This is a genomic window from Dyella amyloliquefaciens, from assembly GCF_004296575.1.
Lineage (GTDB): Bacteria > Pseudomonadota > Gammaproteobacteria > Xanthomonadales > Rhodanobacteraceae > Dyella > Dyella amyloliquefaciens.
This window is the reverse complement of record NZ_SAYT01000003.1, coordinates 285,785-302,569: the sequence shown is the minus strand read 5'-3', so window position 1 is coordinate 302,569 and position 16,785 is coordinate 285,785. Positions and strand designations below refer to the sequence as shown.

The window sequence follows — 16,785 nt, the reverse complement described above, 5'->3', positions numbered from 1 at the left end:
TGGATCTCCGCGACCGCGGTTCCCGGCATGTCCTGCACGATCAGTTCACGGCGTGGGTACGTCCCGAGGTGCAGCTTAGAAGCTGACGCTCTTGCTCGGGACCGTGCCATGCGTTTTCGCTCCATCGTTTTCGGCACCTTGATCGTCAGCGGAACCGTCTGCTTCGCGCAGACGACACCGCCGGCCGGCGCGGGCGCCACGCCGACAGCGCCTCCCACCATGCCCATGCACGACCCCAACAACCCCAACCGGACGATCCCCTCTCCCAGCGCCGCGGATGTGCAGCTGGCATCCAACGTCCAGCAGACCTTGCAGCGCGACAACTCGCTGTCCCCCGCGGCGCACCAAGTCAAGATCATCGCATCGGACGGCGCGGTGGTGCTGCGCGGCTCCGTGGCCAACGACGCCGAGAAGACGAAGATCGACTCCATGGTGCGCGGCATGCCCGGCGTGAAGGAAGTCACCAACGAGCTCGACGTCAAGCATTGATCGCCCGACCCGCTGGCGTGGGCGGCCATCGCTAGAAGTAGATCTGCGCCCTCATCTCGAAGATATGCGGATCCACCTGCAGGTTGCCGCGATCACTGAAGGCCCACACATAATTCGCCTGCAGCTTCAGGTGCTCACCCAGGTACCAGTTCGCGCCGAGCGTCCAGTCGTGCTCACGGCCGCCAGTGATGGCGCCATCGTTGAGATCGAGCTCGCTGTAGCGCACGGCCACTTCCACGGCGCCCCAGGCATGCGCGGGACGAATGGCTGCCTGGTCACGACCGGTGTAACGGCGGTCACCCACGTTGCCGTCGCTGTAGTAGCGGGCCTCGCCAGTCAGCGTCCAGGTAGTGAATACGTAAAAGCCGCCGCTGTTGTAGTCGGGCTTGCCGTTGTAGCGGCTCACCCTGGCTTGCATGTATTCGCCCTGCATCGACCAGGGTCCGTCGATCCATAGCGCCTCGAGACCCTGCCGATCCACGCGCTTGCTGTAGGAGAGGCTGCCCGAATCGACCAGGCGCACCGGCGTCAGCCCTGCCTCAGGCCGTGCGCGGATGCGTGCCGAGGGCGGCACGCTGCCCTCGGCGGCCCAATCGAGGTTCTCCCGCGAGGCGGAAACACCCAGGTGGAGCACGTGTTCCGGCCGATTGATCGGCACCCAGGCGGCACGCCCTGCCCAGGTACTCCCCGGGTTGTTGCCGTCGAAGTCCTTGCGCCAGAAGTAGTCGCCGATGTTGATCACCACGTGCGGACGTATCCACGCCCAGTCGATGCCCGCCCGACGCCCTTCCCATACCGCCTGCGTCGGCAGCGCCGATTCGACGAAGGTGGTGGCCGAAGTGCTTGTCACGCCCTCGAAGCCTACGGGCGTCTTGGAATAACCGAGCCGAAAGTTACCCAGGTCTTCGCCGATCACGCCGCCACTGCGCAAGCGGACGAATGCGTCCGCCCACTGCCTGGCCTGGTAGTCATACTGGGCAATGGCGTCATACACACCGGGCTTGCGCAGGTACAGGCCGAGATAGCGACGCCGGTTGGTGTGCGCATCCTCGAATCGCCCGTCGTCCTGCGAAAACTCGTTGATGTCGTACTGGTACAACACCGCGAGGCCGAAGTCGGTACCGTCCGACGCCGTCACATGCGTTGGCCAGTTGCTGTAGAAGTCGTAGTCGGCCGCAAGGCCCGCTGCGGGCAAACCGAGCAAGAGCAACGCCGCGCAGAGACTTCCTTGTGAAACCCCGGCTTTCGCTCTGGATCGTCCTGTCGCTACGGTCATGGGCTCGCCTCCCAACGAGTGATTTCATGCTGGGCATTCGCCGGCACGGCAGGAAATGACCTTTGTGCATATGCACATGCCGACCCGACGCGCCCTGTCCGGCCCGTTCCTCGACGAAAGACCTTACTGCCCCACCCTGTGCCGGCGAGCTGCGCCCGCTGCTTGACACCCCACATAGCGGGCGGTCACGAAAGCTCGACGCGTCTGAACGTACATCTGTACGCATAGGAACGTTCGGCGCGCGAGGCAGCCTCCATGACCACGCATCCCACGCTCATCGTCCACAACGCGAAGATCCATACGGGTGTGGCGAGGCGTCCCGAAGTGCAGGCCATGGCGATCAGCGGGTCCCGCATCGCCGCGGTGGGTACCAACGGCCAGATCCGTTCACTGGCCGGCCCGGCCACGCTGGTGATCGACGCCGGCAAGCGACGGGTCGTCCCCGGGTTGATCGACTCGCACACCCACATGATCCGCGGCGGGCTCAGCTACAACCTCGAGCTGCGCTGGGACGGCGTGCCGTCGCTGGCCGACGCCATGCGCATGCTGGCCGACCAGGTGGCACGAACACCGCCGCCGCAATGGGTGCGCGTGATCGGTGGATTCACCGAACACCAGTTCGCCGAAAAACGCCTGCCGACGCTCGGCGAACTCAATGCCCTGGCACCGGATACGCCGGTGTTCGTCATGCACCTGTACGACCGCGCCCTGCTCAATGCCGCCGCACTGCGGGCGTGCGGGTATACGCGCGACACACCTGATCCGCCAGGCGGGCATATCCAGCGCGACGGTGACGGCACGCCGACCGGCCTGTTGCTGGCGACGCCGAACGCGATGCTGCTGTATTCGGCGCTCGCCCAGGGCCCGGTGCTGCCCTACGAATACCAGATCAACTCGACCCGTCATTTCATGCGCGAGCTGAATCGCCTTGGCATCACCAGCGTGATCGACGCGGGTGGCGGGCTCCAGCATTACCCGGACGATTACCGCGCGATCGAAGAGTTGCAACTGCACCGGCTGCTGACCGTGCGCGTCGCCTACAACCTGTTCACTCAACGCCCCGGCGAAGAGCTCGACGATTTCAGGCACTGGTCTTCCACGCTCAGCCGTGGCGACGGCGACGACTTCTACAAGCTCAACGGCGCCGGCGAGATGCTGGTGTTCTCCGCGGCCGATTTCGAAAACTTCCGCCAGCCCAGGCCTGATCCGCACGCGGGCATGGAAGAGGACCTTGAACAGGTGGTGCGCCTGCTCACCGCCCGGCGCTGGCCGTGGCGCATGCATGCCACCTACGACGAGACCATCGGCCGCGCACTGGACGTGTTCGAGCGCGTCGACCGCGAGATGTCGCTGCAAGGCCTGCCATGGTTCTTCGACCACGCCGAGACCGTGTCGGACCGCAACCTGGAGCGCATCGCGCGTTTGGGCGGAGGCGTCGCCATCCAGCATCGCATGGCCTACCAGGGCGAAGACTTCGTGGAGCGCTATGGCGCGGAAGCTGCGGAACGCACGCCGCCGGTGCGGCGGATGCTGGAGATGGGCCTGCATGTCGGTGCGGGAAGCGATGCCACGCGCGTGGCCAGCTACGACCCCTGGACCACGCTGCACTGGTTGACCACAGGGCGCACGCTCGGGGGCCTTTCGCTGTATCCCGAACGCAACCGCCTGGACCGTTCGACGGCCCTGGCGCTCTGCACACGCCACAACAGCTGGTTCTCCGGCGAGGACGGCCTCAAGGGGCAACTCGACATCGGCCTGCTGGCTGACTTCGCCGTGCTGTCGCAGGACTACTTCGAGATTCCCGACGAAGACATCAGGCAGACCGTGTCCGAACTCACCGTGGTGGACGGCCGCATCGTCTACGGCGCAGGCGATTTTCGCGCCCACGACCTCGTGCCGCCCCCGGCAATGCCCGACTGGTCACCGGTGAATTTCGGAAGCCGTTACTGGAAATCACCGCCCTCGCGCGCCCCCATTCGCGATATCGTCACGCACGCTGCTTCCCATGCCCATTGCACTTCGCACACGCATGCCGGACACGCCTTGTGGGGCGCGCCCGGCTGCTTCTGCTGGGCATTCTGAAGCCACTCGTCAGAAACGCAGCCGCACGAACAACGACGGGCCCTTCAGCTTCATGTCCAGGTCGGCGCGATAGTTGGTGCGGTTCTGATCCAGCTTGATCCGCGTATAGCCGTACTCGCCGCCGATGCCGAGGTTTTCGATCGGAAACCATTCCAGGCCAAGCGCGGCGTTGTAGATGTGGCCGGCGAGATTGCCGCCATTCTTTTTCACCCCGTAGGCGTCGAAGTACATGCGCAGGTCGTGCGTGAAGGCGTGGCGCCAGCCAAGCTGCAGGACGGGCGCCCACGCCGTGTCATGGGTGGAGGCTTCTGCCTGCGCCGTCTCGCCATTCAGCGAGGCCTCGCCGGCAATGCGCGCCTTCACGCCGTAGTACGCGGCGCCGATGCCAAACCCGAAGACGTCGCTGCCCTGGCCGAACCACCAGCGATAGGCCGCGCTGCCAAAGTTGAAGTTGAGCTTGCCGTCGACGCGCGCCGACGCGTCGAAGTGGTTGCCGTCGTAGTCGACTGCGCGACTGATCGAGCGACTGTGCGTGCGGTCGATGCCGAAGAAGTCGAAGGAAAACCCCTGGTGGTCCCCGATAAGGAAATCGAAGCGCGCACGGGGCACGGCCTTGTGGCGCTGGAATCCCAGATCGTCCTCCAGGCCGACGCTGCCGCCATACCGACCGCTGTGATCGCTCGCGCCGATGCGTGTTTCCGTGTCGGAATAGAAGCCGCCGATCCACAGGCTTGCCCGATCCAGCGCGGGCGAGGTGTCGGCGAAGACGGGGGCACTGCAGGTGGCGCTGAGTACGAACAAAGCTCCCCATGCGCCGCGAATGCGCGCGGCGTTGCTGCATCGGATCATGGCTCATCTCCTTGGGCGGTTCAGGTCACCCTGGAGATCGCCATGTCGAAAGGAAGTCCCTACGACGTGACAGTTTCGCGCAAGCGTTGTAGCCCAGTCAGGCTTGTCGTCGCCACACGCACGCCCACTGCACGCGTTGCGCACATCTCGTGGACACCACTCGCACGCAATGCACATGCCGCGTGCACATCTGGCCTCCTTCGTCGGGCCTTGACCTCGAAATGAGGTTTCACGATACGTTCGAAGTCTTCGAACGTGTTCATCGAAAAGGCGGTACGGCAAAGGTGGAGGCCGGTAGCAGCATGACGCCATCGACTCATACACCTCCCAAGGAGAAACCTCATGAACCGCTTTGCAAACAAGACCGTCCTCGTCACCGGTGGCAACAGCGGCATCGGCCTCGCCGCTGCCCAGGCCTATGCCGCCGAAGGCGCCCGTGTCGTCATCACTGGCCGTGATCAGGCCACGCTCGACCAGGCGAAGGCGTCGCTGGGCCCGCAGGCCATCGTCATTCGCAACGACGCGGGCTCGGTGGCGTCCGCCAAGTCACTTGCCGACGCGCTGTCAGCCCAGGGCATCACGCTGGACGCCGTCTTCCTCAATGCCGGCGTGGCGAAGTTCGCGCCGCTCGATGCCGTGAACGAAGCCCTGTGGGACCTGACGTTCGACACCAACGTGAAGGGCCCCTACTTCCAGGTACAGGCGCTGGCGCCGCTGCTCAACCGAGGCGCGTCCATCGTCATCAATGGCTCGATCAATGCGCGGCTCGGCATGCCGTCCTCGTCGGTGTACGCGGCCAGCAAGGCTGCGGTGATCTCGCTGGCCAGGACGCTCTCCGGCGAACTGCTGCCCGCCGGCGTGCGCGTCAACGTCGTCAGCCCGGGGCCGGTGGAAACGCCGCTATACGGCAAGCTTGGCCTCGACCAGGTCACGCTGGAAGCCACAGCCGCGCAGATCCAGTCGCAGGTACCGCTGGGTCGTTTCGGCAAACCCGAGGAAATCGCTTCCACGGTGCTGCACCTGTCGTCGCCCGAATCGGCCTTCATCGTCGGCACCGAAATCATCACCGACGGCGGCATGAGCCAGCTGTAACCGCGAGCGGGTGGACTTTATCGATCCACCCGCCCGATGATGGTGCTGCAGGGCTTGCCCGGCCGATCCGGGTAACCCCTGTAGGATGATTCTGACCCAGATCAGAGCCAGGTCCGGAGCGACATTGCCAGACTGCGTCCGCTTCGGCCCCCGCTCCCTACGCAAGCCGTCCATGACGACCGCAACGCCATCCCCTTCCCGCCCCACTGATCCGCTTGGCATACTGCTGGCGGCACCGCATCGGGCCATGTTCCTGATCGGCGCCCTCGCCCTGCTCGCCAACATGACCTGGTGGACGTGGGCCCTGCTGGCCGCCTGGCATGGCTGGCCATTCGCGGCGCAGGCCATGCCGTCCGCCTGGGCGCATGGTTTCCTGATGCAGTACGCGACGCTGTCCCCGTTCGTGTTCGGTTTCCTGCTCACCGTGTTTCCCCGCTGGCTCAACCTGGCTGAGGTGTCCAAGCGCACCTACGCGGCCGTCTTCGGCTTGATCCTTGGCGGCGGCCTCGTGGTGCTCGCCGCTCAGAGCGGCGCACCGTCGATCCTTCCGTTCGGCCTGGCCGCCATGCTGGCGGGCTGGCTCATCGCCCTGCTGGCGCTTGGCCGCCGACTCGTTCAGAACCGCGGGCGCGACGTCTGGGCGGTGTCGTGCTTTGCGGCCCTGCTGCTGGGCGCCTTTGGCATCGCCCTGGCGCTCGCCTTCGCCTGCGGGGCCTCACCCCGGCTGATGCAGGTCGCCAACGGCCTGGGCACCTTCGGTTTGCTGCTGCCGGTCTACTTCACGGTCGCGCACCGGATGGTGCCGTTCTTCTCCAACAACGTGATCCCTGGCTACCGGGTGGTGCGGCCGGCCTGGTCGCTGGTGGCCCTATGGGTACTGTTGCTGGCGCACCTGCTGCTGGATCTCGCCGGCTTTGCCGCCTGGCGCTGGATCGCCGACCTGCCCCTCACCGGCCTGCTGCTGTGGCAATGGCTGGCGTGGCAGCCCTGGAAGGCCCGCCGTCCGGGGCTGCTCACCGTGCTTTACGTCGCGTTGGCCTGGCTCCCACTATCCTTTGCGCTGTTCTCTGCCGACAGCCTCTCGCTGGCCTGGCATGGCACCAGCGGCTGGGCACGCGCCCCGTTGCACGCACTCACCATCGGCTTCTTTGCCTCGATGCTGGTCGGCATGGTCACGCGAGTCACGCATGGCCACTCGGGCCGGCCACTGGCAATGGGAACGATCCCCTGGATCGCATTCCTCGGCATGCAGCTCACGGCCATCGTCCGCGTGCTGGCCGATGCCGCAAGGCAGCCATGGCCGGTCTATACGGCGGCGGCGATCCTGTGGCTGCTGGTGCTTGCCCCGTGGGTGGTCCGCTCGGCCTGGATTTATCTGACACCCCGTCGGGACGGCAAGCCTGGCTGACCCGACCGCCTTACGTACGGAGCAAAGCCCATGACGATCTTCCACCAGGCCAGCGAAGTCGGCATTGCCACGCTGGTGGATCGTTTCTACGACAAGGTGCAGGCAGATGCCCAGCTTGGCCCGATCTTCAGTCAGGCCATCCACGACTGGCCGGCGCACAAGGTCACCCTGCGCGACTTCTGGTCGTCGCTGATCCTGCGTACGGGGCGCTACCGCGGGAATCCGATGAGCGTGCATCGTGCCCTGCCTCGATTCCCGCAGGCGCTGTTCTATCGCTGGCTGGAGCTGTGGCGTGAGACCGCCCGCGAGGTGTTCGAACCGGCGGCAGCGGAGCTTTTCGTGGGCACCGCCGAGCGTGTGGCGCAGGGACTCAGCATGGGGCTGGACCTCGGCCGGCTGTCGCTGGAGCACCCTTCGCGCATCGTGGGCCCGCTGCATATCGTTTCCTGATCGCAACCACCCGGACCGGCGCTCGTCCGGAGCTACCGGATCAACAGGCGCAGCTTGTCAGGCTTGCCGTCCCATTCCGCCGCATCGTCCGGCGCGGGAACCTTGGCCGCGATCACCGGCCACTGGCGGGCCAGCTCGGCATTGAGCGTGACGAACAGCGATTGCCCGGCGGGTACATCGCCTTCGGCGTAGATGGCGCCCACGGGGCACTCTTCCACGCAGAGGGTGCAATCGATGCACTCGTCCGGGTCGATCACCAGGAAATTGGGGCCCTCGTGGAAACAATCGACCGGACAGACTTCGACGCAGTCGGTGTGCTTGCAGTTGATGCAATTTTCAGTGACGACGTGGGTCATGCGGCACCTCTTTCGACCGCCTAGTTTCACCTCTTGTCGACATCCCTCCCCTGATTCAAATCAGTAGAAACTCGGTAGCGACTGACGCGAGAAAGTCGCATCATCCGGCGGGGAACTCTGATCTGCGTCAATGCGCCGCGCCAGGAATGTGATTCCCGGCCCCGCGATTTTGATCTGCGTCATCGAACTGCGTCGTTTAAGCAAGGCAACATCCTCCAATTCACAGGGTGGTTTCAATGCCTAATACCGAGTATTACGACGACAAGGTCGTCCGCCTGTTTCTTCTCGGGGCGGCCGTGTGGGGCATCATCGGCATGTCAGTGGGCGTCTACGCCGCCGCCGAATTGATGTGGCCCGTCTTCAACTTCGACATACCCTGGCTGACCTTCAGCCGCATCCGACCCGATCACACATTCGGCGTCATCTTCGCCTTCGGCGGCTCGGCCCTGATGGGCACCTGCTACTACGTCGTCCAGCGCACCGGGCACACGCGCCTGGCGCTACCGCGACTGGCGGAGCTCACCTTCTGGGGTTGGCAGCTGATCTGCGTGCTGGCGATGGTGACCATGCCGCTGGGCATCACCCAGAGCAAGGAATACGCCGAACCGGAATGGTTCGTCGACATCCTGATCGCGGTGGTATGGGTGTCCTTCGGCGTGGTGTTCTTCGCCACCCTGGCCCGCCGGCGCATCCGCCACATCTACGTGGCCAACTGGTACTACGGCGCGTTCATCATCGCGGTCGGCCTGCTGCACATCGTCAACAACATCGCGCTGCCGATCAGCCTGACCAAGTCCTACCCGGTCTATTCGGGCGTGGTCGATGCGATGGTGCAGTGGTGGTACGGTCACAACGCGGTGGCGTTTTTCCTCACCGCAGGTTTCCTGGGCATGATGTATTACTTCGTGCCGCGCCAGGCTCAGCAGCCGCTGTGGAGCTACCGCTTCTCCATCGTCAATTTCTGGGCGCTGATCTCGGTGTACATGTGGGCGGGTTCGCACCACCTGATGTACACCGCCCTGCCCGACTGGGTGCAGTCGGTGGGCATGGCGTTTTCGCTGATCCTGCTGATGCCCAGCTGGGGCTCGGCCGCCAACGGCCTGCTGACCTTCAACGGCTCCTGGCACAAGCTCAAGACCGACCCCGCGGCCAAGTTCATGGTCATGTCGCTGGTGTTCTACGCCGCCGCCACCTTCGAAGGCTCGATGATGGCGATCAAGACGGTGAACTCGCTGTCGCACTACACCGACTGGACCATCGCCCACGTGCACTCCGGCTCGATCGGCTGGGTGGCGATGATCACCATCGGCTCGCTCTACGCCATGGCGCCGCGTGCGTTGGGCCAACCCGAGATGTATTCGCGCAAGGCGATGGAACTGCATTTCTGGCTGCACATCATGGGCCTGCTGCTGTACATCGGCTCGATGTGGGTGGCCGGCGTCACCGAGGGCCTGATGTGGCGCGCCACCAATGCGGATGGTTCGCTCACCTATTCGTTCCTCGACAGCCTGATCGCGATCAAGCCGATGTACCTGATCCGCTGGGTGGGTGGCCTGTTCGTGCTGAGCGGCATGGTGGTGATGGCCTGGAACCTCTGGTACACGGCCGCCGATGCGCGCGCCCGGATCATCAAGCCGATCCCGGTGCCGATCCCCGAGCCGGAACCGCACCAGGTTCCCGCCCCGCTTCCGGCGGCTGGCTGAGGAGCGGACCATGGCCTACAAGCATTTCGAAGCCATCGAAAAGCACGCTGCCCTGCTGGGCGTGCTCACCGCCGTCATGGTGTCCATCGGCGGCCTCGCCGAGATCACGCCGCTGTTCATGGAGGCGCACGCCGTCAAGGCGCCTGCCCATGTCAAACCCTACGACCCGCTGCGTCTGGCCGGACGCGACATCTACGTGCGCGAAGGCTGCTACCTCTGCCACTCGCAGATGATCCGCGCCCTGCGTGCGGAAACCGAACGCTACGGCCATTACTCGGTCGCCGAAGAATCGGTCTACGACCGCCCGTTCCAGTGGGGCTCCAAGCGCACCGGCCCCGACCTGGCCCGCGTCGGTGGCAAGTACTCCGACCAGTGGCACGAGGTTCACATGATGAATCCGCGCCAGGTCGTGCCGCAGTCGAACATGCCGGGCTACCCCTGGCTGGCCAGTGCGAAGCTGGACGCCAGCGACATCCAGGCCCGCATGCGCGGCCTGCGCAAGCTCGGCGATCCCTACAGCGATGCCGACATTGCCGGCGCCCCTGCCGCGGTGGAAGGCAAGACCGAGATGGATGCGCTCGTGGCCTATCTGCAGGGCCTGGGCATCAAGAACGAGCCTACGACCGCGGACGGCAAACCGGCCAACGATGGAGGTGAGCCATGAGCGAGATCTGGGGTCACCTGACCGGCGTGATCATCGTGGTGATCATGGTTGCCTTCATCTGCATCTGGGCCTGGGCCTGGAGCGGTCATCACAAGAAGGCGTTCTCGCGCATGGCCAACCTGCCGATGGAAGACGAAGCGAGCAGCGACGAACAGACCGCGCACGCCACCAAAGGGGACACGCAGCCATGAGCCTGTTCTGGTCGCTATGGATCATGTTCCTGGTGGTGCTGAACCTGGGCATCACCCTGTTCCTCTTCATCTGGGCACCACGGGCGAAGATCCCCGTGCAGGCGGACGGCACCAGTGGCCATGTGTGGGCCCACGGCGTGCTGCGCGAAGGCGTGCACAAGTTGCCGATGTGGTGGGTGCTGCTTTCCGCCGCCATGTTCGTGGTCGGCTTCGCCTATCTCGCGCTTTACCCGGGCTTCGGTGCCTTCAAGGGCATGCTGGGCTGGACGTCCCACCAGCAACTGGCGGAAGCCACCGCCGCCAACGACGCCAAGCTGGGCGAACTGATGAAGCGCTTCTCGCTTTATCCGATCGAGCAGCTCGCCGGTGATCCGGCCGCGCAACAGCTGGGCGAGCGCCTGTTCATGGACAACTGTGCGGCCTGCCACGGGCGTGCTGCCAAGGGCAACGTGCTGGTCGGCGCACCCGATCTCACCGACAACGACTGGCTTTACGGTGGCGACGGCAAGGCGATCTACACCTCGATCCATGACGGCCGCAGCGGCGTGATGCCGCCCTGGGCCAGCCTGGGCGAGGACAACGTGAACCATCTCGTGCAGTACGTGCTGAGCCTCTCCGGATCGCCGCACGACGAACAGGCGGCCGAGGCTGGCAAGCCGCTGTTCGCGACCTGCGCGGCCTGTCATGGACCGGACGGCAAGGGCAACCAGGCACTGGGCGCACCGAACCTCACCGATCACATCTGGCTGCACGGCGGCACGGTGGCCGACATCCACAAGACCATCCACGACGGCCAGCAGGGCCATATGCCAGCGTGGAGTCCACGCCTGACCGATGACCAGATCCGCGTGCTTGCGGCCTACGTGTATCACGTCTCCCATAATGGCAACGCCAGCGATTAGTCCCTCACGCGCCACCTCCGCAGCCTGGTACCGCCAGCCGGTCCTCTGGCTGGGGGTGGCGTTCTTCCTGGCCTCGCTGGCCGGATGCGTATGGATGATCGTGCTGGGCGCACGCCACGCCGATGAGCCGGTGGACGCCCCGCACGCCGTCTTCGGCGTGCCGTCCAGCTCGCACAGCAGCCACAAGCCACCTCCCTCGCCATGAACAGCTACGACGCATGGGCGCATCCACGCCTGGCCGCCCAGGTGTTGCGCCCTCGCCGTGATGGCCACAGCGAGGTGGCGTTGCGCGTGGAATCGCTGCAAGGTGCCCAGCAGGTGCTGCGACTGGAACAGGCCATCCACGCGTTGCCTGGCGTTCGCGGCGTCAGCGTGGATGCGCCGGCCCGTCGCGTGCGCGTTGTCTGGGACACCGAACGCACCACGCTGCCTTCACTGCTGCAGGCCTTTGCTGCGATGCGCTGCGCGGCGCAACCGCTGCGCAGCGACAGCATCGACGATACGCGGACCCGCGAATCGCACGACATGCTCAAGCGCCTGCTGGTGGCCGGCATGTTCGCGATGCAGGTGATGACTTATGCGTTCGTGATCTACATCGGCGTCGTCGATTTCGTGGATTTCACCACCCGCGGCCTGTTCCGCTGGCTGAGCCTGATTTCCACGGTGCCGGTGATGTTCTATTCGGCGCATCCCTTCACCGTCGGCGCGGTGCAGGAGCTGCGCGAACGCCGGCTGGGCATCAACCTGCCGGTGGCGTTGGCGGTATGGCTGGTCTTTTTCGCCAGCGCGTTCAGCACCGTCCACGGCACCGGGGAGATCTATTTCGACTCGGTGACCATGTTCGTCTTCCTGCTGCTCGCCGGCCGCTACGTCGAGCTTCGCGCCAGGCATCGCAGCGGTGCGCTGGGCGACGCCGTGATCGATGGCACGCCGTTGCTCGCCGAGCGTCGCAAGGCGGATGGCACGCTGGAGACGATCCCCGCCATCGAACTGCTTCCCGGCGACTGCGTGCACATCTCCGAAGGCTCGACGGTACCGGCCGATGGCGTACTTGAAAGCTCGCGGATTCAGGTGGACGAGGCCCTGCTCACCGGCGAATCCACGCCCGTGACCCGCCAGCGCGGCGAACATCTGGCCGCGGGTAGCGTCCTGCTTACCGGGCCCGCGCAACTGCGCGTGGAGCACGGCGGGGACGCGACGGCGGCCGCGCGCATCGGCGCGCTCGGTGCCCATGCGCGCCTGACGCGCGAAGCCTCGGTGCTGCGAAGCGATGTCGAACTGCGCCGCTTCGTGGCTCGCGTGTTGATACTTACCGTCGCGACGGCAGCGGGCTGGCTGCTGTTCGATCCCTCGCGGGCGTTCGCAAGCGCGGTCGCCGTGCTGGTCATCGCCTGTCCTTGCGCCTTTGCGCTCACCGCCCCCGCCGCGCTGACCCGCGCGCTGGGCGTGCTCGCGCAGCGCGGTGTACTGGTGGCTGACAGTGCGGCGCTGGCGGTTCTCGATCGCGTCGATCTCGCCATGCTCGACAAGACCGGCACGCTGACCGTTCCCCACCTCGACCCACCGGATATCGAGGTGCTGCGTGGAGGCGAGGCGTCGACGCTGCTCGCCATCGCGGCGGCCTTGGCCCGCGAAAGCTCGCATCCGGTGGCGCAGGCCGTGGCGAATGCCGCGGCGGGCCTCCCCCTGCTGCGTGCCGAGGAGGTGCGCGTGACGCCAGGTGGGGGCATCAGCGGTCAGGTCGACGGCCGCGAACTGCGACTGGGCCAGATCACCTTTGCGCTGGGCAGCGAGGCGCCGAGGTCCGATGATCGACTGTGGCTGGCTGACGCTGGCGGCGCCCTGGCGACCTTCCGGCTGCGCGAGCGCCCGCGTCATGATGCGCAGGCCACCATCGACACGCTGCGCGGCGAAGGCGTGGACATTTTGATCGCCAGCGGGGACACCTCTTCGCGCGTGGCAGCGACTGCGCGCACGCTGGGCATCGATACCTGGCACGCCGCACAAACGCCGGAAGACAAGTTCGAACTGCTCAAGGCCGCGCGCACACACGGGCACATCACCCTCGCCGTGGGCGATGGCACCAACGATGTGCCGGTGCTTGCGGGGGCCGACGTCTCCGCCGCGCTCGCCACGGGCACGGAAGTGGCCCAGGCACAGGCCGATCTGTTGCTGCTGCACGGGCATCTGCGGGGACTCATCGAGGCGCGCGTGATCGCACGCCAGGTGCAACAGGTGATCGCCCAGGGCCGTCGCTGGTCGCTGGGCTACAACCTGTGTGCGATACCGTTCGCCGCGCTGGGCCTGGTGCCACCGTGGCTGGCGGCAATCGGCATGTCGCTGAGCTCGCTGGCGGTGGTGGTCAATGCCTGGCGCATCGGCCGCCAGCAGGCATCCCAGCCGGTGCTGCACGCATGAACATCCTGCTCGCCCTGATCCCCGTGACACTGCTGATCGTCGTTGTCGCGATCGGCATCTTCTTCTGGGCGGTGAATCACCGACAGTTCGATGACCTGGACAGTCCAGGTGTGCTGCCGCTGATGGAGGAAGAGCCCGTCAAGCCGGCTCAGGACGATGCCACGGCGACCACCCCCGCCGATGCGGGCGACGACGGGCAGCCTGGCCCGTCTCGCTGAGCATCAAGGGAAAGTGTGAATCAGGCGCTGGCCAGCATAGGCCGCAAGGCCATGCCGGCGTCACGCAGCGCATCCATCCGCTGCAGCTGCACGCCGCGTCCCTCGATCGCCACCCAGCCCTGCTGGCGGAAGCGGCTCAGCACGCGGCTCACCGTTTCCGGCGCCAAGCGCAGATAGCTTGCGATATCGCTGCGTGACATGGGCAGGCGGAATCGCTGGGACGACAGCCCGCGCTGCTCGTAGCGCTCACTCAGGTCCACCAGGAAGGCCGCCACGCGCTCGTCCGCCGTGTGCTCACCCGCCAGCAGGTTGGCCGTGCCAAGCTCCTTGCTCAGCAGGCGGAACAGGTGGCTCTGCACCACCGGCAGCACCGAGGCGAGACTGCTCATGGCGGGAAACGAAAAGCGGCAGAACTCGGTCTTTTCGAGCGTCAGCGCATCGCAGGGATAGCAGTCGGGATAGATGCCGTTGAGGCCGATGATTTCACCCGGCAGATAAAAGCCGAGTACCTGTTCGCGACCGTCGCGACTGAACAGCGACGTCTTCACCCCGCCCCGGCGCACGGCGTACAGCGCGCGGAAGGGTTCGCCACGCCGGAACACATGTTCGCCGGCGCCACCGGTATGGACATGTTCGACCAGGCAATGCAGCGCGGCCAGGTCGCCCTTGGCATAGCCACTGGATACACAGGCTTCGGAAAATGCGCAGCTGCCACAGAACGACATGGCGTCACCTTCGCGCTCCCGGCAGGAGGTCTCGCCACAAATCCGGCCGTCCGCATACGTCGTTTCGATGAGTGTCGAGTCCATGGAAGTCTCACCGCAGTCGTGGGCGCCGCCATTTTATCCAGCATGATCGAACGTGCCAAAGCTGCGGCTTCCTGCCACAGGCCTAGAGACATGCGCATGCTTGTGCGCTCGAGAATCGGAACCTCGGCACACGAACGCCTGGACGCTACGCGACGACTTCGCCCGACATGGTCGATGCGGAACGTTCGTGGAACTCGCGACACATCTGCTCCACCATCTCACGATGATCGGGCAGGTCGTTCGCCGCATGAGCCGACACCTGCTGGATCATCGCGAATTCCTGGCGCGCCTCCTCGAAGCGCGGATACGCACTGCGCATCGGCTCCAGATCGGTCTTGAACTCCAGGCCGTAGAGCACGTATTGCCAGCTCGACACCAGGAACATCTCCAGGTCGCTGACGAAATCCAGGCGATGCGGCGGTCGGTGCTTCCACAGCGCGAGCTTGTCCTGCAGCGTCTGCGGAATGCTGGCCGGATCCGCATTGTCGATCCAGAACGGCGAGTCGCGCCGCTGGCTCAGGCAGTAATGCATCTTGATGAAATCGATGATGCGGTCGTAGCGCGCCACCATCATCTCGTTGAAATGGCGCGCCGCGCGTTCCATCTCGTCGGTGTCGCCCGGCAGCAGATGCGTGAGCAGATAGGTCGCCAGCTCGATCAACGCAATGCCGGTCGACTCCAGCGGCTCCACGAAGCCGCCCGCAAGGCCCACCGCCACGCAGTTCTTGCGCCAGTGCTCCGGGCGATAGCCGGTCTCGAACTTGATGTGCATCGCCTTCAGCTCGTCCGCGGCCGGCCCGAGGTAGCGACGGAACACTTCCTCGGCGCGGGCATCGTCCGTATGGCGGGAGGAATACACATAACCCACGCCGCGACGCTTCTGCAGGCCGATATCCCAGATCCAGCCAGCCTCCTGCGCGGTGGAAATGGTGTACGACGGAATCGGCGTATCCGGGCGCTCGTACGGCACCTGCATCGCCACCGCGCGATCCGCGAACAATACGTCGCGCCGGCTGCGGAACGGCGACTCCATCACGCCGCCGATCAGCGCCCCGCGCAGGCCGGTGCAGTCCACGTAGAGATCGGCCGTAAGCTCACCGAGCTCGGTGGTGATCACCCGGGCAATGGCGCCGGTCTCGTCGAGTTCCGTGCGCTCCACCGTGGCTACGTGACGCTTGATGCCGAGCGATTCCTGGCCATGCTCCGCGAGCACCCGTGCAAAGCAGGCCGCATCGAAATGAAACGCATGGTTCATCGGCCCCTGGTAGTCCGGGTCCTTGGCCCGCTTGGGCGCGCGGTTGCGCTCGACCAGCCGGCTCTGCATGGTGACCGCGTCGGCGAACGACATGCCTTCCGGCGCGGCACCGAGCAGCCAGTACTGCAACAGCTCAGGGCCACCCGGCCGCTGGCTGGGCTGGCTGAAGGGATGGAAGAAATGAGACTTGCCGGGCGCGCCCGGAGGCCTCACCCAGTGACGGTAATGGATGCCCTGCTTGTAGGTGGCCGTGGCGCCCACCAGGAAACGGCGCTCGTCCAGGCCGATGGCCGAGAGCGTGCCTCGTATCGACGGAAAGGTTGCCTCGCCCACGCCGAGCAGACCGATGTTGCTCGACTCCACCAGGTGCACCTGCACGCTGTCGGGATCGACCGCATTCACGGCCTTGGCCAGGTAGCACGCCGCCAGCCAGCCGGCCGTGCCGCCGCCAACCACGAGTACTTTCTTCAATCGCGACATGGGTAACCTCTTCGACGACCGGTTGCTGAAGCAACAACAGGGATTGCAGGAGAAGAGAAACCGGGCCCCTTGCGGAACCCGGTCAAAACGCCATTCTGGGGAGGGTGACGGTGCCTCTCGTCCTCGAGGCATCGCCGGTAGAA

At 65.5% G+C, this 16,785-nt stretch carries 17 protein-coding genes; 12 read left to right on the top strand and 5 right to left on the bottom strand.

Annotation, left to right across the window (positions count from 1 at the left end):
• The first annotated feature begins 108 nt into the window (after nucleotides 1-108).
• Complete coding sequence (locus EPB08_RS09815; protein ID WP_165418467.1) at nucleotides 109-489, top strand: BON domain-containing protein; 381 nt, start codon at nucleotides 109-111, stop codon at nucleotides 487-489.
• Nucleotides 490-520: 31 nt separating this feature from the next.
• On the opposite strand, the gene EPB08_RS09810 is transcribed toward EPB08_RS09815, so the two are convergent.
• Nucleotides 521-1,693, bottom strand: coding sequence for an OprO/OprP family phosphate-selective porin (locus EPB08_RS09810; RefSeq protein WP_229238285.1), 1,173 nt, complete (start codon nucleotides 1,691-1,693; stop codon nucleotides 521-523).
• Nucleotides 1,694-2,020: 327 nt separating this feature from the next.
• On the opposite strand from EPB08_RS09810, the gene EPB08_RS09805 reads away from it, so the two are divergent.
• Complete coding sequence (locus EPB08_RS09805) at nucleotides 2,021-3,847, top strand: amidohydrolase (RefSeq protein WP_130618905.1); 1,827 nt, start codon at nucleotides 2,021-2,023, stop codon at nucleotides 3,845-3,847.
• A 9-nt stretch (nucleotides 3,848-3,856) separates the two neighbouring features.
• Here the strand turns inward: EPB08_RS09805 and EPB08_RS09800 are convergent, their stop codons facing one another.
• A complete protein-coding gene (locus EPB08_RS09800; protein ID WP_130618904.1) occupies nucleotides 3,857-4,696 on the bottom strand; it encodes a hypothetical protein in 840 nt (279 codons plus the stop codon).
• A 342-nt stretch (nucleotides 4,697-5,038) separates the two neighbouring features.
• On the opposite strand from EPB08_RS09800, the gene EPB08_RS09795 reads away from it, so the two are divergent.
• The 3 genes from EPB08_RS09795 (at nucleotide 5,039) to EPB08_RS09785 (ending at nucleotide 7,646) form a co-directional block, all read left to right on the top strand.
• Entirely contained in the window at nucleotides 5,039-5,788 is a 750-nt protein-coding gene (locus tag EPB08_RS09795; RefSeq protein ID WP_130618903.1) for an SDR family oxidoreductase, read from the top strand.
• A 172-nt stretch (nucleotides 5,789-5,960) separates the two neighbouring features.
• Complete coding sequence (locus tag EPB08_RS09790; protein ID WP_267873347.1) at nucleotides 5,961-7,196, top strand: NnrS family protein; 1,236 nt, start codon at nucleotides 5,961-5,963, stop codon at nucleotides 7,194-7,196.
• Nucleotides 7,197-7,226: 30 nt separating this feature from the next.
• Nucleotides 7,227-7,646: a group III truncated hemoglobin gene (locus EPB08_RS09785; protein WP_130618901.1), complete on the top strand. Its 420-nt coding sequence runs from the start codon at nucleotides 7,227-7,229 to the stop codon at nucleotides 7,644-7,646.
• A 32-nt stretch (nucleotides 7,647-7,678) separates the two neighbouring features.
• Here the strand turns inward: EPB08_RS09785 and fdxA are convergent, their stop codons facing one another.
• Nucleotides 7,679-8,002: a ferredoxin FdxA gene (gene fdxA, locus EPB08_RS09780; RefSeq protein WP_130618900.1), complete on the bottom strand. Its 324-nt coding sequence runs from the start codon at nucleotides 8,000-8,002 to the stop codon at nucleotides 7,679-7,681.
• A 236-nt stretch (nucleotides 8,003-8,238) separates the two neighbouring features.
• On the opposite strand from fdxA, the gene ccoN reads away from it, so the two are divergent.
• From ccoN to ccoS, 7 genes are read left to right on the top strand one after another with little or no spacing between them, the layout of a single operon-like run.
• Nucleotides 8,239-9,705 carry a cytochrome-c oxidase, cbb3-type subunit I gene (gene ccoN / locus EPB08_RS09775; RefSeq protein ID WP_130618899.1) on the top strand — a complete coding sequence of 489 codons (1,467 nt, stop codon included), beginning with the start codon at nucleotides 8,239-8,241 and terminating at the stop codon, nucleotides 9,703-9,705.
• 10 nt (nucleotides 9,706-9,715) lie between these two features.
• The gene (gene ccoO, locus EPB08_RS09770) at nucleotides 9,716-10,369 is read left to right on the top strand and encodes a cytochrome-c oxidase, cbb3-type subunit II (protein WP_130618898.1); all 654 of its coding nucleotides are present in this window, start codon (nucleotides 9,716-9,718) and stop codon (nucleotides 10,367-10,369) included.
• Nucleotides 10,366-10,560: a cbb3-type cytochrome oxidase subunit 3 gene (locus EPB08_RS09765; RefSeq protein WP_130618897.1), complete on the top strand. Its 195-nt coding sequence runs from the start codon at nucleotides 10,366-10,368 to the stop codon at nucleotides 10,558-10,560. Before ccoO ends, EPB08_RS09765 begins: the two co-directional genes overlap by 4 nt.
• On the top strand, nucleotides 10,557-11,462 hold the full coding sequence (gene ccoP / locus EPB08_RS09760; RefSeq protein ID WP_130618896.1) for a cytochrome-c oxidase, cbb3-type subunit III: 906 nt from the start codon (nucleotides 10,557-10,559) through the stop codon (nucleotides 11,460-11,462). Before EPB08_RS09765 ends, ccoP begins: the two co-directional genes overlap by 4 nt.
• Entirely contained in the window at nucleotides 11,443-11,667 is a 225-nt protein-coding gene (locus tag EPB08_RS09755; protein WP_130618895.1) for a hypothetical protein, read from the top strand. Before ccoP ends, EPB08_RS09755 begins: the two co-directional genes overlap by 20 nt.
• Complete coding sequence (locus EPB08_RS09750; protein ID WP_130618894.1) at nucleotides 11,664-13,880, top strand: heavy metal translocating P-type ATPase; 2,217 nt, start codon at nucleotides 11,664-11,666, stop codon at nucleotides 13,878-13,880. The genes EPB08_RS09755 and EPB08_RS09750 overlap by 4 nt, the downstream gene beginning before the upstream one ends.
• Nucleotides 13,877-14,098 (top strand): cbb3-type cytochrome oxidase assembly protein CcoS, encoded by a 222-nt coding sequence (gene ccoS / locus EPB08_RS09745; RefSeq protein WP_130618893.1) that lies wholly within the window; start codon nucleotides 13,877-13,879, stop codon nucleotides 14,096-14,098. Before EPB08_RS09750 ends, ccoS begins: the two co-directional genes overlap by 4 nt.
• Nucleotides 14,099-14,118: 20 nt before the next feature.
• On the opposite strand, the gene EPB08_RS09740 is transcribed toward ccoS, so the two are convergent.
• Together EPB08_RS09740 and EPB08_RS09735 are read right to left on the bottom strand one after the other, a co-directional pair.
• Nucleotides 14,119-14,907, bottom strand: coding sequence for a helix-turn-helix domain-containing protein (locus EPB08_RS09740; RefSeq protein WP_130618892.1), 789 nt, complete (start codon nucleotides 14,905-14,907; stop codon nucleotides 14,119-14,121).
• 145 nt (nucleotides 14,908-15,052) lie between these two features.
• Nucleotides 15,053-16,642 (bottom strand): tryptophan halogenase family protein, encoded by a 1,590-nt coding sequence (locus EPB08_RS09735; protein WP_130618891.1) that lies wholly within the window; start codon nucleotides 16,640-16,642, stop codon nucleotides 15,053-15,055.
• Nucleotides 16,643-16,785: the final 143 nt, after the last annotated feature.

Bases quoted from the DNA above. Each gene is read 5' to 3' on its own strand.
- EPB08_RS09765 (WP_130618897.1), top strand. From the start codon at position 10,366: ATGAGCGAGATCTGGGGTCACCTGACCGGCGTGATCATCGTGGTGATC.
- EPB08_RS09815 (WP_165418467.1), top strand. From the start codon at position 109: ATGCGTTTTCGCTCCATCGTTTTCGGCACCTTGATCGTCAGCGGAACC.
- EPB08_RS09785 (WP_130618901.1), top strand. From the start codon at position 7,227: ATGACGATCTTCCACCAGGCCAGCGAAGTCGGCATTGCCACGCTGGTG.
- ccoP (WP_130618896.1), top strand. From the start codon at position 10,557: ATGAGCCTGTTCTGGTCGCTATGGATCATGTTCCTGGTGGTGCTGAAC.
- EPB08_RS09800 (WP_130618904.1), bottom strand. From the start codon at position 4,696: ATGATCCGATGCAGCAACGCCGCGCGCATTCGCGGCGCATGGGGAGCT.
- EPB08_RS09790 (WP_267873347.1), top strand. From the start codon at position 5,961: ATGACGACCGCAACGCCATCCCCTTCCCGCCCCACTGATCCGCTTGGC.
- EPB08_RS09805 (WP_130618905.1), top strand. From the start codon at position 2,021: ATGACCACGCATCCCACGCTCATCGTCCACAACGCGAAGATCCATACG.
- EPB08_RS09740 (WP_130618892.1), bottom strand. From the start codon at position 14,907: ATGGACTCGACACTCATCGAAACGACGTATGCGGACGGCCGGATTTGT.
- ccoO (WP_130618898.1), top strand. From the start codon at position 9,716: ATGGCCTACAAGCATTTCGAAGCCATCGAAAAGCACGCTGCCCTGCTG.
- EPB08_RS09750 (WP_130618894.1), top strand. From the start codon at position 11,664: ATGAACAGCTACGACGCATGGGCGCATCCACGCCTGGCCGCCCAGGTG.
- fdxA (WP_130618900.1), bottom strand. From the start codon at position 8,002: ATGACCCACGTCGTCACTGAAAATTGCATCAACTGCAAGCACACCGAC.
- ccoN (WP_130618899.1), top strand. From the start codon at position 8,239: ATGCCTAATACCGAGTATTACGACGACAAGGTCGTCCGCCTGTTTCTT.
- EPB08_RS09795 (WP_130618903.1), top strand. From the start codon at position 5,039: ATGAACCGCTTTGCAAACAAGACCGTCCTCGTCACCGGTGGCAACAGC.
- EPB08_RS09755 (WP_130618895.1), top strand. From the start codon at position 11,443: ATGGCAACGCCAGCGATTAGTCCCTCACGCGCCACCTCCGCAGCCTGG.
- EPB08_RS09735 (WP_130618891.1), bottom strand. From the start codon at position 16,642: ATGTCGCGATTGAAGAAAGTACTCGTGGTTGGCGGCGGCACGGCCGGC.
- ccoS (WP_130618893.1), top strand. From the start codon at position 13,877: ATGAACATCCTGCTCGCCCTGATCCCCGTGACACTGCTGATCGTCGTT.